General features: G+C 69.9%; 14 protein-coding genes. 5 read left to right on the top strand and 9 right to left on the bottom strand.

Annotated elements, in window-relative coordinates; translation table 11 throughout:
• Positions 1-10 precede the first annotated feature (10 nt).
• The 5 genes from ACIPC1_RS15320 to ACIPC1_RS15300 all read right to left on the bottom strand — a co-directional run bounded on the left by ACIPC1_RS15320 (position 11) and on the right by ACIPC1_RS15300 (position 5010).
• Positions 11-799 carry an aldose 1-epimerase gene (locus ACIPC1_RS15320; RefSeq protein ID WP_402517000.1) on the bottom strand — a complete coding sequence of 263 codons (789 nt, stop codon included), beginning with the start codon at positions 797-799 and terminating at the stop codon, positions 11-13.
• 208 nt (positions 800-1007) lie between these two features.
• On the bottom strand, positions 1008-1874 hold the full coding sequence (locus ACIPC1_RS15315; RefSeq protein WP_402516999.1) for an SRPBCC family protein: 867 nt from the start codon (positions 1872-1874) through the stop codon (positions 1008-1010).
• Positions 1875-1952: 78 nt separating this feature from the next.
• Positions 1953-3623, bottom strand: a complete 1671-nt coding sequence (locus tag ACIPC1_RS15310) for a polyamine aminopropyltransferase (protein ID WP_402516997.1) — start codon at positions 3621-3623, stop codon at positions 1953-1955.
• Positions 3624-3758: 135 nt separating this feature from the next.
• Positions 3759-4292, bottom strand: a complete 534-nt coding sequence (locus ACIPC1_RS15305) for a DUF2617 family protein (RefSeq protein ID WP_402516996.1) — start codon at positions 4290-4292, stop codon at positions 3759-3761.
• A gap of 406 nt (positions 4293-4698) precedes the next feature.
• Complete coding sequence (locus tag ACIPC1_RS15300; RefSeq protein ID WP_402516994.1) at positions 4699-5010, bottom strand: hypothetical protein; 312 nt, start codon at positions 5008-5010, stop codon at positions 4699-4701.
• 128 nt (positions 5011-5138) lie between these two features.
• Between ACIPC1_RS15300 and ACIPC1_RS15295 the strand changes: the two genes are divergently transcribed.
• Positions 5139-6329, top strand: a complete 1191-nt coding sequence (locus ACIPC1_RS15295; RefSeq protein WP_402516991.1) for a pyridoxal phosphate-dependent aminotransferase — start codon at positions 5139-5141, stop codon at positions 6327-6329.
• 138 nt (positions 6330-6467) lie between these two features.
• Here the strand turns inward: ACIPC1_RS15295 and ACIPC1_RS15290 are convergent, their stop codons facing one another.
• Both ACIPC1_RS15290 and clpB read right to left on the bottom strand, forming a co-directional pair.
• Complete coding sequence (locus ACIPC1_RS15290) at positions 6468-6998, bottom strand: YbjN domain-containing protein (protein WP_365429980.1); 531 nt, start codon at positions 6996-6998, stop codon at positions 6468-6470.
• A 209-nt stretch (positions 6999-7207) separates the two neighbouring features.
• Positions 7208-9805 carry an ATP-dependent chaperone ClpB gene (gene clpB / locus ACIPC1_RS15285; protein WP_384381444.1) on the bottom strand — a complete coding sequence of 866 codons (2598 nt, stop codon included), beginning with the start codon at positions 9803-9805 and terminating at the stop codon, positions 7208-7210.
• A 170-nt stretch (positions 9806-9975) separates the two neighbouring features.
• Here clpB and ACIPC1_RS15280 point away from each other — a divergent pair, with 170 nt between their 5' ends.
• Complete coding sequence (locus tag ACIPC1_RS15280; protein WP_384381446.1) at positions 9976-10392, top strand: pyridoxamine 5'-phosphate oxidase family protein; 417 nt, start codon at positions 9976-9978, stop codon at positions 10390-10392.
• A 133-nt stretch (positions 10393-10525) separates the two neighbouring features.
• Here the strand turns inward: ACIPC1_RS15280 and ACIPC1_RS15275 are convergent, their stop codons facing one another.
• On the bottom strand, positions 10526-10864 hold the full coding sequence (locus tag ACIPC1_RS15275) for a hypothetical protein (RefSeq protein WP_384381448.1): 339 nt from the start codon (positions 10862-10864) through the stop codon (positions 10526-10528).
• Between the two features lie 320 nt (positions 10865-11184).
• Here ACIPC1_RS15275 and ACIPC1_RS15270 point away from each other — a divergent pair, with 320 nt between their 5' ends.
• Genes ACIPC1_RS15270 through ACIPC1_RS15260 form a run of 3 tightly spaced genes read left to right on the top strand, consistent with a single transcriptional unit; the run spans position 11185 to position 14197 of the window.
• A complete protein-coding gene (locus ACIPC1_RS15270) occupies positions 11185-12195 on the top strand; it encodes a helix-turn-helix transcriptional regulator (RefSeq protein ID WP_402516990.1) in 1011 nt (336 codons plus the stop codon).
• 23 nt (positions 12196-12218) lie between these two features.
• The gene (locus tag ACIPC1_RS15265; protein ID WP_402516988.1) at positions 12219-13208 is read left to right on the top strand and encodes a LuxR C-terminal-related transcriptional regulator; all 990 of its coding nucleotides are present in this window, start codon (positions 12219-12221) and stop codon (positions 13206-13208) included.
• Positions 13205-14197, top strand: coding sequence for a LuxR C-terminal-related transcriptional regulator (locus tag ACIPC1_RS15260; RefSeq protein WP_402516986.1), 993 nt, complete (start codon positions 13205-13207; stop codon positions 14195-14197). Before ACIPC1_RS15265 ends, ACIPC1_RS15260 begins: the two co-directional genes overlap by 4 nt.
• On the opposite strand, the gene ACIPC1_RS15255 is transcribed toward ACIPC1_RS15260, so the two are convergent.
• Entirely contained in the window at positions 14163-15248 is a 1086-nt protein-coding gene (locus tag ACIPC1_RS15255; protein WP_402516984.1) for a LuxR C-terminal-related transcriptional regulator, read from the bottom strand. The two genes, ACIPC1_RS15260 and ACIPC1_RS15255, sit on opposite strands and share 35 nt — an antisense overlap.
• Between the last annotated feature and the right edge of the window lie 464 nt (positions 15249-15712).

Here is a 15712-nt window from a genome sequence, read left to right as displayed (position 1 = left end):
GGCAGCCAGCTTAGAGGCGCCGCCAGGTCCAGGTCGTGGCCGCCTCCAGCGGCTCGATGGGAGTGACCAGGCGGGGGAGGGTGTTGAGCCCGTTGGGCGGCCCGGTCTGCGGTTCGACGCACACGGCCGCCTCCTGCTCGTCGTACACGACGACCCATGACTCGCGGCTGGCGATGTTCAGCTCCAGCTGCCCGGGCCAGGTGAGCGTGACGTCGACTCCGTCGGGCATGCCGAAGCAGTCGTCCCAGGGGCTGGGGAGCGGCTCGATGCGCCGTCCGGTGGGGAGATGGTCCTCGCCCCGCTCCTCCTGCCAGGCAGGAGTGAAGTCGACCCGCGCGTCCGCGTCTCCGAGGTTCCGGTTGAACCAGGGGTGCCAGCCGATCTGGGCGGGGAAGGAGGAGTCGTACGCCTCCACGGACATGCTGAGCGTGAGGGCGTCCTCGGTCAGGGCGAACGCCTGGGTGACGCGGCCCGGGTGGGGCCAGGGGGCGACGAGGTCGTACGTGATCACGGCCTCGTTCTTGGTGGTGTGGGCGGTGCGCCAGGCGCCGTCGCGGGCGGTGCCGTGGATGGCGTGCGGTGGGGAGCTGAGCGGCATCTGCCGGACGGTGGCGCCGTCCAGGAAGCGGCCGTCGCGGATCCTTCCGCACCACGGGACCATCGGGAAGCACCCGAATCGCTCGCCCTGCCGTAGCAGTTCGACGCCGCCGACCCGCAGACTCCCGACCCGTCCGCCGTTCCCCGGCAGCACGGTCACCTCCGCGTCACCCGCGGTCAGCGTGATGTCTTCGTTACTCACGGAGTTGACCCTACTGGGGCGGGGGCCTGAAGTGTTTTTTTCGCCCCCTCCGCCCCTGCCCGTCCCTTGCCCCTGGGGGCTGCCGCCCCCAGACCCCCGCATCGCGCTGAACGCGCTCGTCCTCAAACGCCGGACAGGCGGAAACGGGGCGTAGTCCAGGAAGGAGGGGACGGGCAGGGGCGGAGGGGGCGAAAAACCACCCCAGCCCTCAGCGCCGCTTGCGCAACGCCCGCGTCACGACGATCGCCGACGCGAGGGCGAGAGCCGCGGCCGGTGCCGCCCACCGCAGGGTGGCGCGGGCGGCGGTGGTCTCCGGCGCGGGGACGGGGGCGTACCGCCCGCGAGGTGGCGCGTGGTCGACCTCCTCCGCGCTGCGGCCGATCATCGTCCGACGCGCGTGCGCCGCCTCGGCGATGGAGTCCTCCTCAATCGAGTCGAGGGAATCGAGAGAGTCGATCAAGTCAAGGGAGTCGAGTGGATCCCCCGCACCCGGCTCGTCCTCCTCCTCGTCCACGAGCTCCCCGACGAACCCCTCGGCCACGAGGTCGTCCTCGACCGACGGCGACGGAATGTCGACGTCGAGGTCGGAGGGAGCGGGCGCGGCCTCCGTACCCGGCGCACCCGGCTCCTCCTCGGGCACCGACGCAGAAGCCGCCGCAGCAGCCCCCAGGTTCTCCACGAACCGCTCCACAAGCCGCACCACGGCCGCGGACACGGCCTCCGGCGCCAGCTCCGCCACCCGCCCGTCGGCGGACGCCGTACCGCCGACGGTGACCGTCGTACCGCCTTCGGCGGGAGCCAGCCGCACGGCGAGCGCGAGTTTCACCGAACCGCTGCCGCGGGCCTCGGTCGCGTCGCCCCCGACGGCGTAGGAACCGTCCTCCTGGGCGACGACGGACAGCGTGCCGCGATAGGTGATCGTGTGGCCGCCGAAGCGGACTTTCAGGCGCCCGGAGACGGGCGGCGTCCCCGCGTCCTGCTGGAGGCCGGGAACCGCCCGGGCGACCAGCGCGGAATCGCCCAGCGCCTCCCGCAGCCGCTCGGCCGGAACCGGAACGTACACCTCATGCTCCATGTCGGCCGAGCCTACCCAGCACGACCCGGACCGCACCCGCGTATGACGGGATTCAGGTGGGATTCCCCCGCCTCCGGCTCAGTCGGTGTACCGCGGATGCACCAGCGTGGAGGGCGGGAGCCCGGGAATCCGGGTGCGGGAGGCCGCACGCGCGTCCGCGGCCAGCGCGGCGGGGGTGAGGGTGCGCGGGCGCGGCCCGCCCGGCTCCAGGCCCAGGGACGGACCCGTAACCGACGTACCGGAGGTCTCCGCACGGGAGGCCAGGACGAACCCCCAGTCGTGCGGAGCGAGGGACGCGCCCGCCGTGCGGTCGGGGCCGGCCGCGAAGCCGGAGTCGCGACCGCCCACGCGGTAGGGCGCGGTGCGCAGTCCGGCGGTCCTGATCGTCGTGTCGATCGTCCAGAAGACCCGGCGGCGGGTCGTCACGGGGCCCGCGTGGACGGCGAGACGGCCGCCGGGGGCCAGAACACGGCGTACCAGGCCGTAGAACTCCTGGGAGTACAGCTTCGTGCTCGCCGTGATACCGGGGTCGGGCAGGTCGGAGATCACCACGTCGTACGTCGAGGGGGCGCCGCGCAGCCAGTGGAAGGCGTCCGCGGTCGTCACGTGGACGCGCGGGTCGTCGTACGCGTGCCCGTTGAGGCGGGAGAGCGCCGGGTCCTGGCGGGCCAGCCGGACCACTCCGGCGTCGAGTTCGACCTCGTCCACATGGCGTACGCCGGGGTAGCGCAGCACCTCGCGGGCGGCGAGGCCGTCGCCGCCGCCGAGGATGAGCACGCGCGCGTGGGGACCGTTCATCGCGGGGTGGACGAGGGCTTCGTGGTAGCGGCGCTCGTCGCGGCCGCTGACGCGGAGGCGGCCGTCGAGGAAGAGGTCGAGCGGGTGGCCGTGGGTGCCGCCGGTGAGGACGACCTCCTGGACCCCGGTCTGCAGCGCGACCCGCACCTCCGCCCCGAACACCGCGTGCCGCGCCGCCCGTTCGAAGTCGTCGACCAGCACCGCCGCCGAGGCGAGGAGGCCGAGGACCAGGAGGTTGGCGACGACCAGGGTCCAGCGTGCGCGCCGGGTCAGGTCCCTGCGGAACAGGCCGAGTACGAGTGCGCCGCCGACCACCGCGTTCACCCCGCCGGTGAGCAGCGCGCCGGTCAACTGGCCGAGCCAGGGCAGCAGGAGGAAGGGGAAGGCCAGGCCGCCGACCAGTGCGCCCACGTAGTCCGCCGCGAAGAGGTCCGCCACCGCGCCGCCGGGGTCCTGGCGGCGAACGCGCTGTATCAGCTCCATGAGGAGGGGGACTTCGGCGCCGATCAGCAGGCCGATGGTGAGGGAGAAGGCGACGAGGAGGTAGCGGGAGCCGTCCGCCCATGCACCGCCCCAGTCGCCGGTCCACGCGAACACCGCGTACAGCGCTATCGCGCTGTAGCCGCCGACCAGGGCGAGCGCCGCCTCGACCGCGCCGAAGCCGGCCGCGGCGCGGGGGCGCAGCCGCTTCGCGGCCAGGGAGCCGATACCCATGGCGAAGACCATGACGGAGAGGACCACGGAGGCCTGGGTGACCGAGTCGCCGATCAAGTACGAGGCGAGGGCGACGAGTTCGAGTTCGTACACGAGTCCGCACGCCGCACAGACGAACACGCCGGCGAGGACGAGGAACCGCCCGGTGCCCTGGCGGACGGGCAGCCGCGCCTGGCCCTGGACGCCACCCCAGGGAGGGGGCGCGCCTGGGGGTGCGGGCGCGTGCGGATCGATCACGTTGCGAACGGTACGTCACACCGGTACTACGCCTCGTCACCCACACGTGTGGAACTGGTGCGCTCAGGTGTGACCGGAGTTGATGTGGACCACCGCAGCGCGCAGGTATCGAGGACCATCCCAGCGGCGGCGCGGCTACGCGCTGAGCAGATCCGCCGTGGCCGGTACCCGCACCCCCACCCTCGTCCGCGTCGCCACCAACTGCCCGTCCTGTGGGTACGCGTGCCACGTACGCCAGTGCACCTGCCCCTCGTATCGCTGGGCCAGCATCGCGGTGAAGGCGTGGGGGCTCCCCGGGAAGACGCCGGCGAGGCCGTTGGGGTGGTCGGCGACCAGGGCCAGCAACTCCTGGGCACGGCCCGCGAAGGAACCATGGGAGAGGGTCTCGACGCGCGCCGCGAACTCGTACTCCCAGTCGCCGACCCGCTTGGCCACGCCGAGCGGAAGGGGCGTACTGCTGCCGGGGATGCACGCGACGGTCTCCGAACAGCTGCCCCGTGCCTCCTCCAGGAGTACCTGGTGGGACGCGCCGAGCAGTCTCAACTGCAGTTTCGCCCCGCTGAGTTCGAGGTCGAGGGTGGCGAGCGCGGGCAGCGGCTCGCGCCCCAGGGTCCAGGCGAGGTCGGCCGCGCGCGTGTCGGTGTACGAGGTGTTGAGGTTCGTGAGCATGGGTCGGCTCCGCTAGCACGCAAAGGGAGGTGGGGGGTCCGGCGCACCCGGTGGGTACCGGGGGATCGGCCTGGTCAGCCCGGTCGGGAAGGACGATCCGAGGCCCTGACCTCACCTTGGCGTCGTCCGCCGGAAGGGCGGTGCCAGGCGTCGCCCGGCAGACGTCATGGAGACGACAGGACCTTGGGGCTGCTTTGGTGATTTAGAGGGAATCATGAACTGTGGCGCCACCACAGCGTTTTTACCCAACTTCGTGGGGTTTCCATCCCCCCGAGGGCTCCACAGCTCAACTGTTCAACAACGGCGTACGCCCCGGCGCACGGAAGTGCCCGTCGGCAGCCGTCGCCGACGGGCACTTCTTCGTACTCCGGACGCGTTTCCCCCGGAGGAGCTCAGCTGCCCCGTGTCAGCTGCCTCCGCCGCATCCGCCCCCGCCGCCACAGGAGGACCCGCCCCCGCAGGACGATCCACCTCCGTCGGACGACGAACCCCCGCAGGTCGACGCGCTGCCTCCCGCGCCGGCCCACCAGCCGCCCGAGGAGTCGCCGCCTGAGCGGGAGCGCCTCCGCCTGGCCGGCTGCGACGCCCTGATCTCCTTGATCGCCTTGGACGCCTTCGTCAGCGCGACCTTCTTGTCCGCCTTGTTCTTCCGGCCGCGGAAGCCGAAGACCGCGACGAGCGTGCTGCCGAAGACCGCCAGGATGATGCCGAAGATCATGGCGCCACCCTCCTTTCATTCCCCCGAAGCGACCCCCCGTGGGCGCCTCGCTTCTTGCGTGAGAGGGGGATGCCCCCGCGCCGCACGCGCCAAAGCAGAGTTGAGGAACTCCAGAGCTTGGGCGCAGGATGACGGGCATGACCATCCACGCCCGCCGCCCCCTGCTCAACCGCCGGCTCGCCGAGTTCGGCACGACGATCTTCGCGGAGATGTCGGCCCTGGCCCTCAGTACCGGCTCGATCAACCTCGGCCAGGGCTTCCCCGACACCGACGGGCCCGAGGAGATCCGCGAGGCGGCGGTGCGCGCGCTGCGCGACGGGCGCGGCAACCAGTACCCGCCGGGTCCTGGCGTACCGGAGTTGCGTACGGCGATCGCCGCGCACCAGAAGCACCGGTACGGGCTGTCGTACGACCCCGACCGCGAGGTCCTCGTCACGGCGGGCGCCACGGAGGCCATCGCCGCGGCCCTGCTCGCGCTGCTCGAACCGGGCGACGAGGTGATCGCCTTCGAGCCCTACTACGACTCGTACGCGGCCTCTATCGCGATGGCCGGCGGGACCCGGGTCCCGGTCACCCTGCGCCCGCAGGACGGCAGCTTCCGCCTGGATCTGGACGAGCTGCGCGACGCCGTGACCGACAACACCCGGCTGCTGCTGATCAACACCCCGCACAACCCCACCGGCACCGTGCTGACCCGCGAGGAGCTCACCGAGATCGCGCGGCTCGCCGTGGAGCGGGACCTCCTCGTGGTGACCGACGAGGTGTACGAGCACCTCGTCTTCGACGCCGCCGAGCACCTGCCGCTGGCCTCGTTCCCGGGGATGCGCGAGCGGACGGTCACGATCGGCTCGGCCGGGAAGACCTTCTCCTTCACGGGCTGGAAGGTCGGCTGGGTCACCTCGACCCCGGATCTCGTCACCGCCGTACGGTCGGCGAAGCAGTTCCTGACGTATGTGTCGTCCGGGCCCTTCCAGTACGCCGTCGCCGAGGCGCTCGCGCTGCCGGACTCCTACTTCGAGGACTTCCGGGCGGACATGCTCGCCAAGCGCGACCTGCTGGCGGCGGGTCTCACGGAGGTGGGATTCGAGGTTTTCCGCCCGGCGGGCACGTACTTCATCACCACCGACATCCGGCCGCTCGGCGAGTCCGACGGCTTCGCCTTCTGCCGCGCCCTGCCGGAACGCGCCGGTGTCGTCGCCATCCCGAACGCCGTCTTCTACGACCACCGGGAGGCCGGCGCCCCCTTCGTACGGTTCGCCTTCTGCAAGCGGACCGAGGTCCTGGAAGAGGCCGTCAAGCGGCTCAAGGCGGCCTGGTAGCAGCGGTACGGAGGCGGGACGCGAGAGCCCGGCCCCGGGCGCACGACCGTGGTGGTCGGCGCCCTGGCCGGGCTCTCGTTCGCGTAGGGCGCGCGCCTGGGCACGGCCGCGCACACGTCACGTCACGTATCGGGGAGGCTACTCCTCGTCGTCGCCGGGCTTCTCCGCCTCGTTGACTTCCTGCTCCAGGCCGAGCTGCTCGACGAGCCACTTGTCGAACTCGATGGCGGCCCGCACCCAGCTGACCGTCGACGACACGAAGTGCTCCAGGCTGACGCCGGTGCCGATCAGCATCTGGGCCTCGCCGATCAGGCGGACGGTGCCGTCGTCGTGCGTGTGGCTGTAGACCTTCGGCCACAGGGTGCGGCGGTTCCAGTCGTCGATGGACTCAAGGAGCGCGGGCTTCTCGTCGATCTGGTGCGGCCGGTCGTAGAACGTCCGTACCGAGAAGACCTGCTGGTCGCCCTCGCCACGGAACATGAAGTAGGTACGGAACTGCTCCCACGGCGCCGCGAGGTCACCCTCGTCGTCCAGGACGTACTTCAGCTCCATCTGTTCCAGGAGCTGCTTCACAAGGTCCTGATCCGGGACGACGGGGCCCGCCGGTCCGCCGGGCTGCGGCTCGGGCTGGCCCCCGAAGTTCGGAATCGAAGACGGGTCGATGGACATCTGTGACACTCCTGCAGTCGTCTGGCTCGTCCGGCCATCGCTGAGACCAGACGTTCGCACCCCACCCTCTCTCGCCTCGCACCCAACCTGCAACAGCCTCGCCCCCCGGCTGCCGCCGAGGGGCTGGATTCAGCGCTGTGAGCTGCGGCGCTCCGGGTCGAAACCCATCGGAACCCCTGGAGCCCGCAGCTCCATGGCAGGGCCAGGGGCTACAGCGTCTTGCCCGTCGCCGGCCCCACGATCAGCCCGGTCCCGAAGGCGTCCACCCGGACCGTGTCGCCGTCCTTGACCTCGCCCGCGAGGATCTCCTTGGCGAGGCGGTCGCCGATGGCGGTCTGGATGAGGCGGCGCAGCGGGCGGGCACCGTAGGCGGGGTCGTTGCCCTCCTCGGCGAGCCAGGCCAGGGCCTCGTCGCTGACCTCCAGGGTGAGCCGCCGCTGGGCGAGGCGCCCCGCGAGCCGGTCGATCTGGAGCCTGGCGATGCGCTCCAGCTCTTCCTTGTTCAGGGCCGAGAAGACCACCAGGTCATCAAGACGGTTCAGGAACTCCGGCTTGAAAGAGGCCCGTACGACCTCAAGGACCTGCTGCTTCTTCTCCTCGCCGGACGTCAGCGGATCGACCAGGAACTGGCTGCCCAGGTTCGAGGTGAGGATCAGGATGGTGTTGCGGAAGTCGACCGTCCGGCCCTGACCGTCCGTCAGGCGCCCGTCGTCCAGGACCTGGAGAAGGATGTCGAAGACCTCGGGGTGCGCCTTCTCGACCTCGTCGAGGAGCACGACGCTGTACGGCCGCCTGCGCACCGCCTCGGTGAGCTGGCCGCCCTCCTCGTACCCGACGTAGCCGGGCGGCGCGCCGACCAGGCGGGCGACGCTGTGCTTCTCGCCGTACTCGCTCATGTCGATGCGGACCATGGCCCGCTCGTCGTCGAAGAGGAAGTCCGCGAGCGCCTTGGCGAGTTCGGTCTTGCCGACGCCGGTGGGGCCCAGGAAGAGGAAGGATCCGGTGGGCCGGTCGGGGTCGGCGATTCCGGCGCGGGTGCGTCGTACGGCGTCGGACACCGCCTGCACGGCCTCCGACTGTCCGATGAGCCGGCGCCCCAACTCCTCCTCCATGCGCAGGAGTTTCTGCGTCTCGCCTTCGAGGAGCCGTCCGGCCGGAATCCCGGTCCAGGCGCCGACCACGTCCGCGATCTCGTCGGGCCCGACCTCCTCCTTCACCATGGTGTCCTTGGAGACCTCCACCTCGGCCTCGGAGGCCTCCTCCAAGTCCCTTTCCAGAGTGGGGATCTCGCCGTACAGCAGCTTGGAGGCGGTGTCGAAGTCGCCGTCGCGCTGGGCACGTTCGGCCTGGCCGCGGAGTTCGTCGAGCTTCTCCTTCAGCTCACCGACGCGGTTGAGGGACTGCTTCTCCTTCTCCCAGCGGGCGGTCAGGCCGCGCAGCTCCTCCTCCCGGTCGGCGAGGTCGCGGCGCAGCCGTTCGAGGCGCTCCTTGGACGCGGGGTCGGTCTCCTTCTCCAGCGCCAGCTCCTCCATCCGCAGCCGGTCCACCTGGCGCTGGAGTTCGTCGATCTCCAGGGGCGAGGAGTCGATCTCCATGCGCAGCCGGGACGCGGCCTCGTCCACGAGGTCGATGGCCTTGTCGGGGAGGAAGCGGGAAGTGATGTACCGGTCGGAGAGCGTGGCGGCGGCGACCAGCGCGCTGTCCGCGATCACGACCTTGTGGTGGGCCTCGTACCGCCCCTTGAGCCCGCGCAGGATCGCGATGGTGTCCTCGACGGACGGCTCGGCGACGAGCACCTGCTGGAAGCGGCGCTCCAGGGCGGGGTCCTTCTCGATCCGCTCGCGGTACTCGTCGAGCGTCGTCGCACCCACCATGCGCAGCTCGCCGCGCGCCAGCATGGGCTTCAGCATGTTGCCCGCGTCCATCGAGGAATCCCCACCGGCGCCGGCACCCACCACCGTGTGCAGCTCGTCGATGAAGGTGATGATCTGCCCGTCGGAGTTCTTGATCTCGGCGAGGACGGTCTTGAGCCGCTCCTCGAACTCGCCGCGGTACTTGGCGCCCGCGACCATGGCACCGAGGTCGAGCGAGACGAGCCGCTTGTTCTTGAGCGACTCCGGGACGTCACCCTTGATGATCCGCTGGGCAAGCCCCTCGACCACGGCGGTCTTGCCGACGCCTGGCTCGCCGATGAGGACGGGGTTGTTCTTGGTGCGCCGGGACAGTACCTGCACCACCCGCCGAATTTCCTGGTCCCTGCCGATGACGGGGTCGAGCTTGCCCTCACGGGCGGCGGCGGTGAAGTCGGTGCCGAACTTTTCGAGCGCCTTGTACTGGCCCTCGGGATCCGGGGTGGTCACCCGGCGCCCTCCCCTGCTCTTCTGGAACGCGTCGAGGAGCTTCTTGGCGTTCGCCCCCTGCTGGGAGAGTACGTCGCCGCTCCGGCCGCCCTTCGCGGCGATTCCGATGAGCAGGTGCTCGGTGGAGATGAACTCGTCCCCGAGCTCCTTCGCCCGCTCGGCGGCGTCGGCGATGACGGCGAGCAGCTCACGGTTGGGCTGCGGGGGCGCAACGGTGGATCCGGTCACGCTGGGCAGACCGGCGAGCACGCGCTCGGCGCCGGCCCGCACGGAGGCCTGGTCGGCCTCGACGGCGGCCAGCAGGTCGAGGATGTTCTCGTTGTCCTCGCCCTCCAGCAGCGCGAGCAGCAGGTGGGCGGGGGTGAGGTCCGGATGGCCCCCGGAGACGGCCCGGGTGCTGGCCGCGTTGATCGCGTCCCGGCTCCTGTTGGTCAGCTCTGCGTCCACGGTCGCGCTCTCCTCCTGGGGTTGCTGGGCTGGTCAGCCTTTATCTCCATGCTGAGTGTGCCAACGAGCACAAAGTTGAGTCTATTCCACTCAAGGCTGCTCGGGAAGCGGACCCGGACCGAGCAGAAATCCGGGGCAAAGGTCCGGACCGGGAAGTAGATTCGTGTCTCATGGCTTCCTCGTACCCAGTGGACCCGCGACGGCCGGACGCCGCCTACCTCAGCTTCTGGCGGGAGAGGCACCTGTGCACGCTGACGACCCTTCGACCCGACGGCAGCCCCCATGTGGTGCCGGTCGGGGTTACATACGATCCCGAGGCCGGTCTGGCTCGGGTGATCGCGAACAAGTCCAGCGCGAAGGTGGGGTACGTGCTGGCAGCGGGCCCCGACGGGGTGCGGGTGGCCGCCTGCCAGGTCGACAGGCGGCGCTGGGCGACCCTGGAGGGACTTGCGACGGTGTCCGCCGACCCCGGGCACATCACGGAGGCGGAACGGCGCTACACGGAGCGGTACGGGCGGGCACCCTCTCCCAACCCGTCCCGGGTGGTGATCGAGATCGAGCTGACCTCGGCACTGGGGCGGGGCTGATTTCAGCCGCTCTGGAATGCGCCCACACCTGGAGGTTTCACGTAAAACTGCAGCGGCGTCACCGTGTTCAGGTCACGGTGACGCCGCTGCGGGGGGAAGTACCTGCGCGATTTGTTACGACGGGGGAATCGCGTCAGGCACTGCGGGGGGTGGCTGAGATGGTCTGCACGTCCGGAGCATCCTCCGGCTCGACCAGCTGGTGGTCACGCTGGTCCAGGTTCACAAAGATCATTCCGTACCGAATGGCGCACCGTACTGGCTGCGGCGCCCCCCGAGGCCGCCGCAGACACCGGTACGCCCGCAGATCCTCGTCATCGTCCCGGGTGACGACGACAGGCTCTCCGAATACCGTCACCATCAACGAGTCACCACTGTGGGGGATGGCGGTGACCAGATCGATGAAGTGCCAGCCGGAGCGGTATGCGGTGGCCATTTCTCTACGGAAGGAGCGGTCGTCAGGAGGGGTGGTCACGTCAGCTCCACACAGTGTCATCTGGGACGGCGGGAGTGTCATCATCACCAGCCAGGACTTCGACCGGCGGCGACGACCAGACCGTGTCCGCCGGCAGCGACCAGACCGTGTCTGCTTGAGCGCTACTCTCCGCTCCGGAGAGGCCACTCAGCGTTCCGAAGGCCACGACGGCGGAGAAGGCGGCGACAAGCACCGAGCGAAGCATTCTCTTACGCATAGTTGGCTTCGTCCTCACTTGAAGGTCCCTCTTCCCCCGTCGAGAAAGACGATGGCTCATTCGGGCACATCATGGCCACACAATCGGTGCATCATGTTCCTGCATGTTCAGGACCCTGGGGGGTGGAAATTTGGCTACAAACAGGACTAAAGAGACACATCCCCATGCCTTGACGCAACTGTGCGAGGACGGGGGCCGCCTTTACGCGAACGCCCTGCGCACGGGGCGTATCGCACGCGCAGATGTGGAGGTCGCTCCGTGCTTGATGGAGTTCGCTCTCCTTCACCCTGATCCCGACGACGCGAACTGGCTACGGCCCGTTCCTCCGTCGGTCGCTCTGGCCCAGCGCCTCAATCCCATCGAGCGCGAGATCACGGAGCGCAGGCGCTTGTCAACCGGCCTGGCTGATGCATTCGAGCCGTTCATGGCCCTCAGCGCCCAGGTGATGGGATCCGCGCATTCCATCACTGTTCTGGAGGGGCTCGACCGGATCAACGCGGCACTCGATCTGGCGACGGCCCAGTGCCAGGTCGAGGTGCTCACGGTCCAGCCGAGCGCCCGCCACCCGGAGGCCAGACTCATTGAGGGACTGGAACGCGACAAGCCACTGATCGAACGAGGGGTACGGATCCGGACCCTCTACCAGCACACCGCTCGGTACAGCCCTGAAAGGCTCGCCTATGTGGACCAGTTCACCGCCGGAAAAGCGGAGTACCGGACCATCGACGAACTCGTCGAGCGCCTCATCATCTGCGACGAGACCGTGGCCTTCATCCCTGTCCGCGACGACCGGCAGGTCGCCCTGGAACTTCGTCACCCCGGCCTCGTCCGCTACCTGATCAAGGTCTACGAGTTCATGTGGGACCGCGCGGTGCCACTGAGCGCCGGAGCCCCCTACGAAACCGCCCCCGACGGCATCACCGACATCCAGCACTCCATCGCGAAGCTCCTGATAGAGGGCCACGTCGACGAGGCCATAGCTCGCCGACTCGGCATGAACGTCCGCACCTGCCGTGCCCACATAGCCAAGCTGGCCACAGCTCTCGGCAGCGGCAGCCGGGCGCAGCTCGGCTTTCTCATAGCCCAGTCGGGAATCCTGGACCAGGAGCACTGAATGTCGCGGGAAGGGAGCCACAGGTGACCACCGGTGTACACGGGCACAGAGCCGACGAGCTCTGTGAGACGGGCCTGGACCTGTACACCCGTGCGCTGCGCGAAGGGCATGTTCTCCAGGAGGACGCGGACGCCGCCGCCCCCTGCCTCATCGACTCCGGCCTGCTCCAGCCGGACCTGGCAGACATCCGCCGACTGCGTCCCGTAGCCCCCGCCATAGCCCTTCCCCGGCTGCTGCACGCCACCGCCGAGGACATCGCCCAGCAGCGTCGGCGAGAAGCGCGCCTGGCGGAGGCATTCGAGCCGCTCATGGCCCTGGACGCCGGGCAGGCATCACCCTCGGACGCACCCGCGAACACCGTGCTGGTCGACATCGAGCGGATCAACGCCGCGATCGCCAGAGCCATGGCCGCCTCATCACGCGAGGTACTCACGATCCAGCCCGGCGGCAAACGTCCTGCTGAAATATTGGCAGCTGCGTTCCTGCTGGAGCAGGAGATGCTCTCGCGGGGCTGCCGGATGCGCACCCTCTACCAGCACACCTCTCGCCACGACCCGGTGGCTCTCTCGCACTACGAGAACCTGAACGGCGATGTCGAGGTCCGCACCCTCGACGAGGTCACCGAGCGCCTCATCGTCGTCGACCGCTCCGTCGCCTTCATCCCCGCGAACACCGACCGCACGATGGCCGTCGAGGTCCGCAACCCCGCCATGGTCGCCTACCTCGCCACCACCTTCGACCGCCTCTGGCGCCTGGCCACCCCCATGTACCCCCAGGCAGCCCAGCAGCCCTCTCTGAACGGCATCACCCCCCGCCAACAAGCCATCGCCGCCCTGCTCATCGAAGGCCACACCGACGCGACGATCGCCGAACGCCTCGGCCTCAACATCCGCACCGCCCGCGTCCACATAGCCAAACTCGCCGCCACCCTCGGCAGCGAAAGCCGAGCCCAACTCGGCTACCTCATCGCCGAGTCAGGAATCCTCAAACAGGATGAGGGCGCAGCGGAATGACCACGGCACACCAGGAACACGGGCTGGAGGACCTCTGCGCGGCGGGGACGGAGCTGTACACCAGCGCCCTGCGCGAAGGCCGCGTACCCCAAGGGGCCGCCAACAGCGCGCCCTGCCTCGTCGACCTCGGACTGCTCCAGCCGCACGTGGAGGACGCGCACTGGCTGGAACCTGTGGCTCCCGCCGTGGCCCTGCACCGCTTCCTGCGAAGCGCCGCCGACCGCATCGCGGACGAGCGGCGGCGTGAGGAGCGGCTTGCCGCCGTGTTCGAACCGCTCATGCGGATCGACGGCCGGCGCACGACTGGGGCGGACACCCCCACCATCGAGGTCCTCAGTAGTCTCCAGCAGATCAACCTGGCCATCACAAAGGCCATGGCCCAGGCCGGCACGGAACTCCTCGCCATCCAGCCCTACAACGGTCGCCCCACGAAGGCCCTGGCCGAGTCCATGGAACGCGACCAGGCACTACTGGACCGGGGCGGACGGATCCGCACGCTCTATCAGCACACGCTCCGCCACTCGCCCGCGGTGGCCGCACGCCATGAACTGCTGAAGGGCGACCTGGAAGCCCGCTCCCTCAACGAAGTCACCGAGCGACTGCTCATCGTCGACCGCTCCGTCGCCTTCATCCCCGCGAACACCGACCGCACGATGGCCGTCGAGGTCCGCAACCCCGCCATGGTCGCCTACCTCGCCACCACCTTCGACCGCCTGTGGCGCCTGGCCACCCCCATGTACCCCCAGGCAGCCCAGCAGCCCTCTCTGAACGGCATCACCCCCCGCCAACAAGCCATCGCCGCCCTGCTCATCGAAGGCCACACCGACGCGACGATCGCCGAACGCCTCGGCCTCAACATCCGCACCGCCCGCGTCCACATAGCCAAACTCGCCGCCACCCTCGGCAGCGAAAGCCGGGCCCAGCTCGGCTACCTCATCGGGCAGTCAGGAATCCTCAAGCAGGAGGAACAGCAGGGCCGGGAACCGTAGGCACGCCCGGAACCGTAGGCACGCCGGAAACCGTAGGCACGCCGGGGACCGTGACCGGCTCGAGCTCCGGGGAGCGTGGAGGGTCGTCCAGGCCGGCCTGGGCGATGCGGACGCCGAGCTGGGTGCGGCTCGCCGCGCCGAGGGTCTCCGACAGGCGGGCGATGTGCGCCCGGCAGGTACGGACGCTGATTCCCAGGCGCTCGGCGACCACCGCGTCCTGGTGGCCCTCCGCGAGGAGCGCGGCGATGGACCGTTCGCGGTGGGTGATGCCCTCGATGCCTGTCGAGGGGAGCGTGGAGGCGATCGGGATCGCCAGGCGCCACAGGCGCTCGAAGACCGTCACCAGGTAGTCGACCAGGGCCGGGTGGCGCAGCTCCAGCGCTATCGTGCGGTCCGAGTTCGCGGGGATGAAGGCGACCGTGCGGTCGAAGAGGATGAGGCGTTCCACGACCTCGTCGAGGGTGCGGGCCTCGGCCGCCTCGCCCATCAGCTCCATGTAGTTCAGCAGGCCCTGGCCGTGCCTGGCCACGTGGGTGTACAGGTCGCGCATGCGGACGCCGCGGCGGCGCAGGCCCAGGGCGCGGTGCAGGCCCTCGGAGAGTTCGTCCTCGCGGCGGATGCCGCCCGGCTGGACGGTGAGGACCTCGGACGTGCACGCCTCCGTCGCCGCGTCCATGGCGGCCCGGATGCGGGGCAGTCCGTCGAGGACGCGGATCGCCGCGCCTTCGGCCGGCGCCTGGACGCGCCCGCCGAGCCCGGCGTACCACTCGAACGCGGACACCGCGTCGCCCACCCGCGCCTGGCTCGCGCTGACTTCCGCGTACACCTCCCGCAGGAGCCGCGTCATGACCTCCTGAGGGGAGGTCGGTACCAGCCAGCCCATGTCGTCGGGGTCGGGGTGCAACAGCGCGAGCTCGACCAGGCAGGGCACCGCGTCCGCGTCCTCGCGGGGCACACGTCCGCGCCGTACGGCCCGGGAGTACACCCGGTCCCCTGCCGCGCACAGCTGGTCAGCGCCGTGCGGATGCGTGTCCGCGCCTTGCCCGGCCATCTCCCCACTCCCGCCCGGCCATCTCCCCGCCGTCGGCTCCAGCGTTCGTCCATCGTCAGCGCTTCCGTACTCGACTTCCGCGCTTTCGTCTTCCGCACTTCCGTATTCGGCTTCCGCGCTTCCGCTTCCGCGATTCCGTACTCGGCGCTTCCGCGATTCCACGCTTCCGTACTCCGCGCTTCCGCAGCGCAACTATGCGCGGCCCCGTCCGCCATCGCAACACGGCGGCGCCGCCCCGCTGCCCCCAATTGACCCTGTAAGTCCGTAAAAATCCCCGCCTCAGTGCTGACCATTGCAACAAGCTGACGCTGCCGGCCCCCATCCCCCCGGTGCATCGTGGAACCGCTTCCCGAGGGCGCCCCGGCGCCCCTGACAGCCTTGGCCGGATATCCCCCATTCGGCCAGGGCCCCGGCACTCACCCGGAAGCGGGCGGCACAGCACGTGAACTGCCGGAAATAACCGA

Origin of the sequence: Streptomyces sp. NPDC087263 (genome assembly GCF_044744645.1) — a bacterium.
GTDB lineage: Bacteria > Actinomycetota > Actinomycetes > Streptomycetales > Streptomycetaceae > Streptomyces.
This window is presented reverse-complemented; position numbering and strand designations above follow the sequence as displayed.

Bases quoted from the DNA above. Each gene is read 5' to 3' on its own strand.
- ACIPC1_RS15315 (WP_402516999.1), bottom strand. From the start codon at position 1,874: ATGGAGCATGAGGTGTACGTTCCGGTTCCGGCCGAGCGGCTGCGGGAG.
- ACIPC1_RS15305 (WP_402516996.1), bottom strand. From the start codon at position 4,292: ATGCTCACGAACCTCAACACCTCGTACACCGACACGCGCGCGGCCGAC.
- ACIPC1_RS15300 (WP_402516994.1), bottom strand. From the start codon at position 5,010: ATGATCTTCGGCATCATCCTGGCGGTCTTCGGCAGCACGCTCGTCGCG.
- ACIPC1_RS15295 (WP_402516991.1), top strand. From the start codon at position 5,139: ATGACGGGCATGACCATCCACGCCCGCCGCCCCCTGCTCAACCGCCGG.
- ACIPC1_RS15290 (WP_365429980.1), bottom strand. From the start codon at position 6,998: ATGTCCATCGACCCGTCTTCGATTCCGAACTTCGGGGGCCAGCCCGAG.
- ACIPC1_RS15280 (WP_384381446.1), top strand. From the start codon at position 9,976: ATGGCTTCCTCGTACCCAGTGGACCCGCGACGGCCGGACGCCGCCTAC.
- ACIPC1_RS15270 (WP_402516990.1), top strand. From the start codon at position 11,185: ATGTTCAGGACCCTGGGGGGTGGAAATTTGGCTACAAACAGGACTAAA.
- ACIPC1_RS15260 (WP_402516986.1), top strand. From the start codon at position 13,205: ATGACCACGGCACACCAGGAACACGGGCTGGAGGACCTCTGCGCGGCG.
- ACIPC1_RS15255 (WP_402516984.1), bottom strand. From the start codon at position 15,248: ATGGCCGGGCAAGGCGCGGACACGCATCCGCACGGCGCTGACCAGCTG.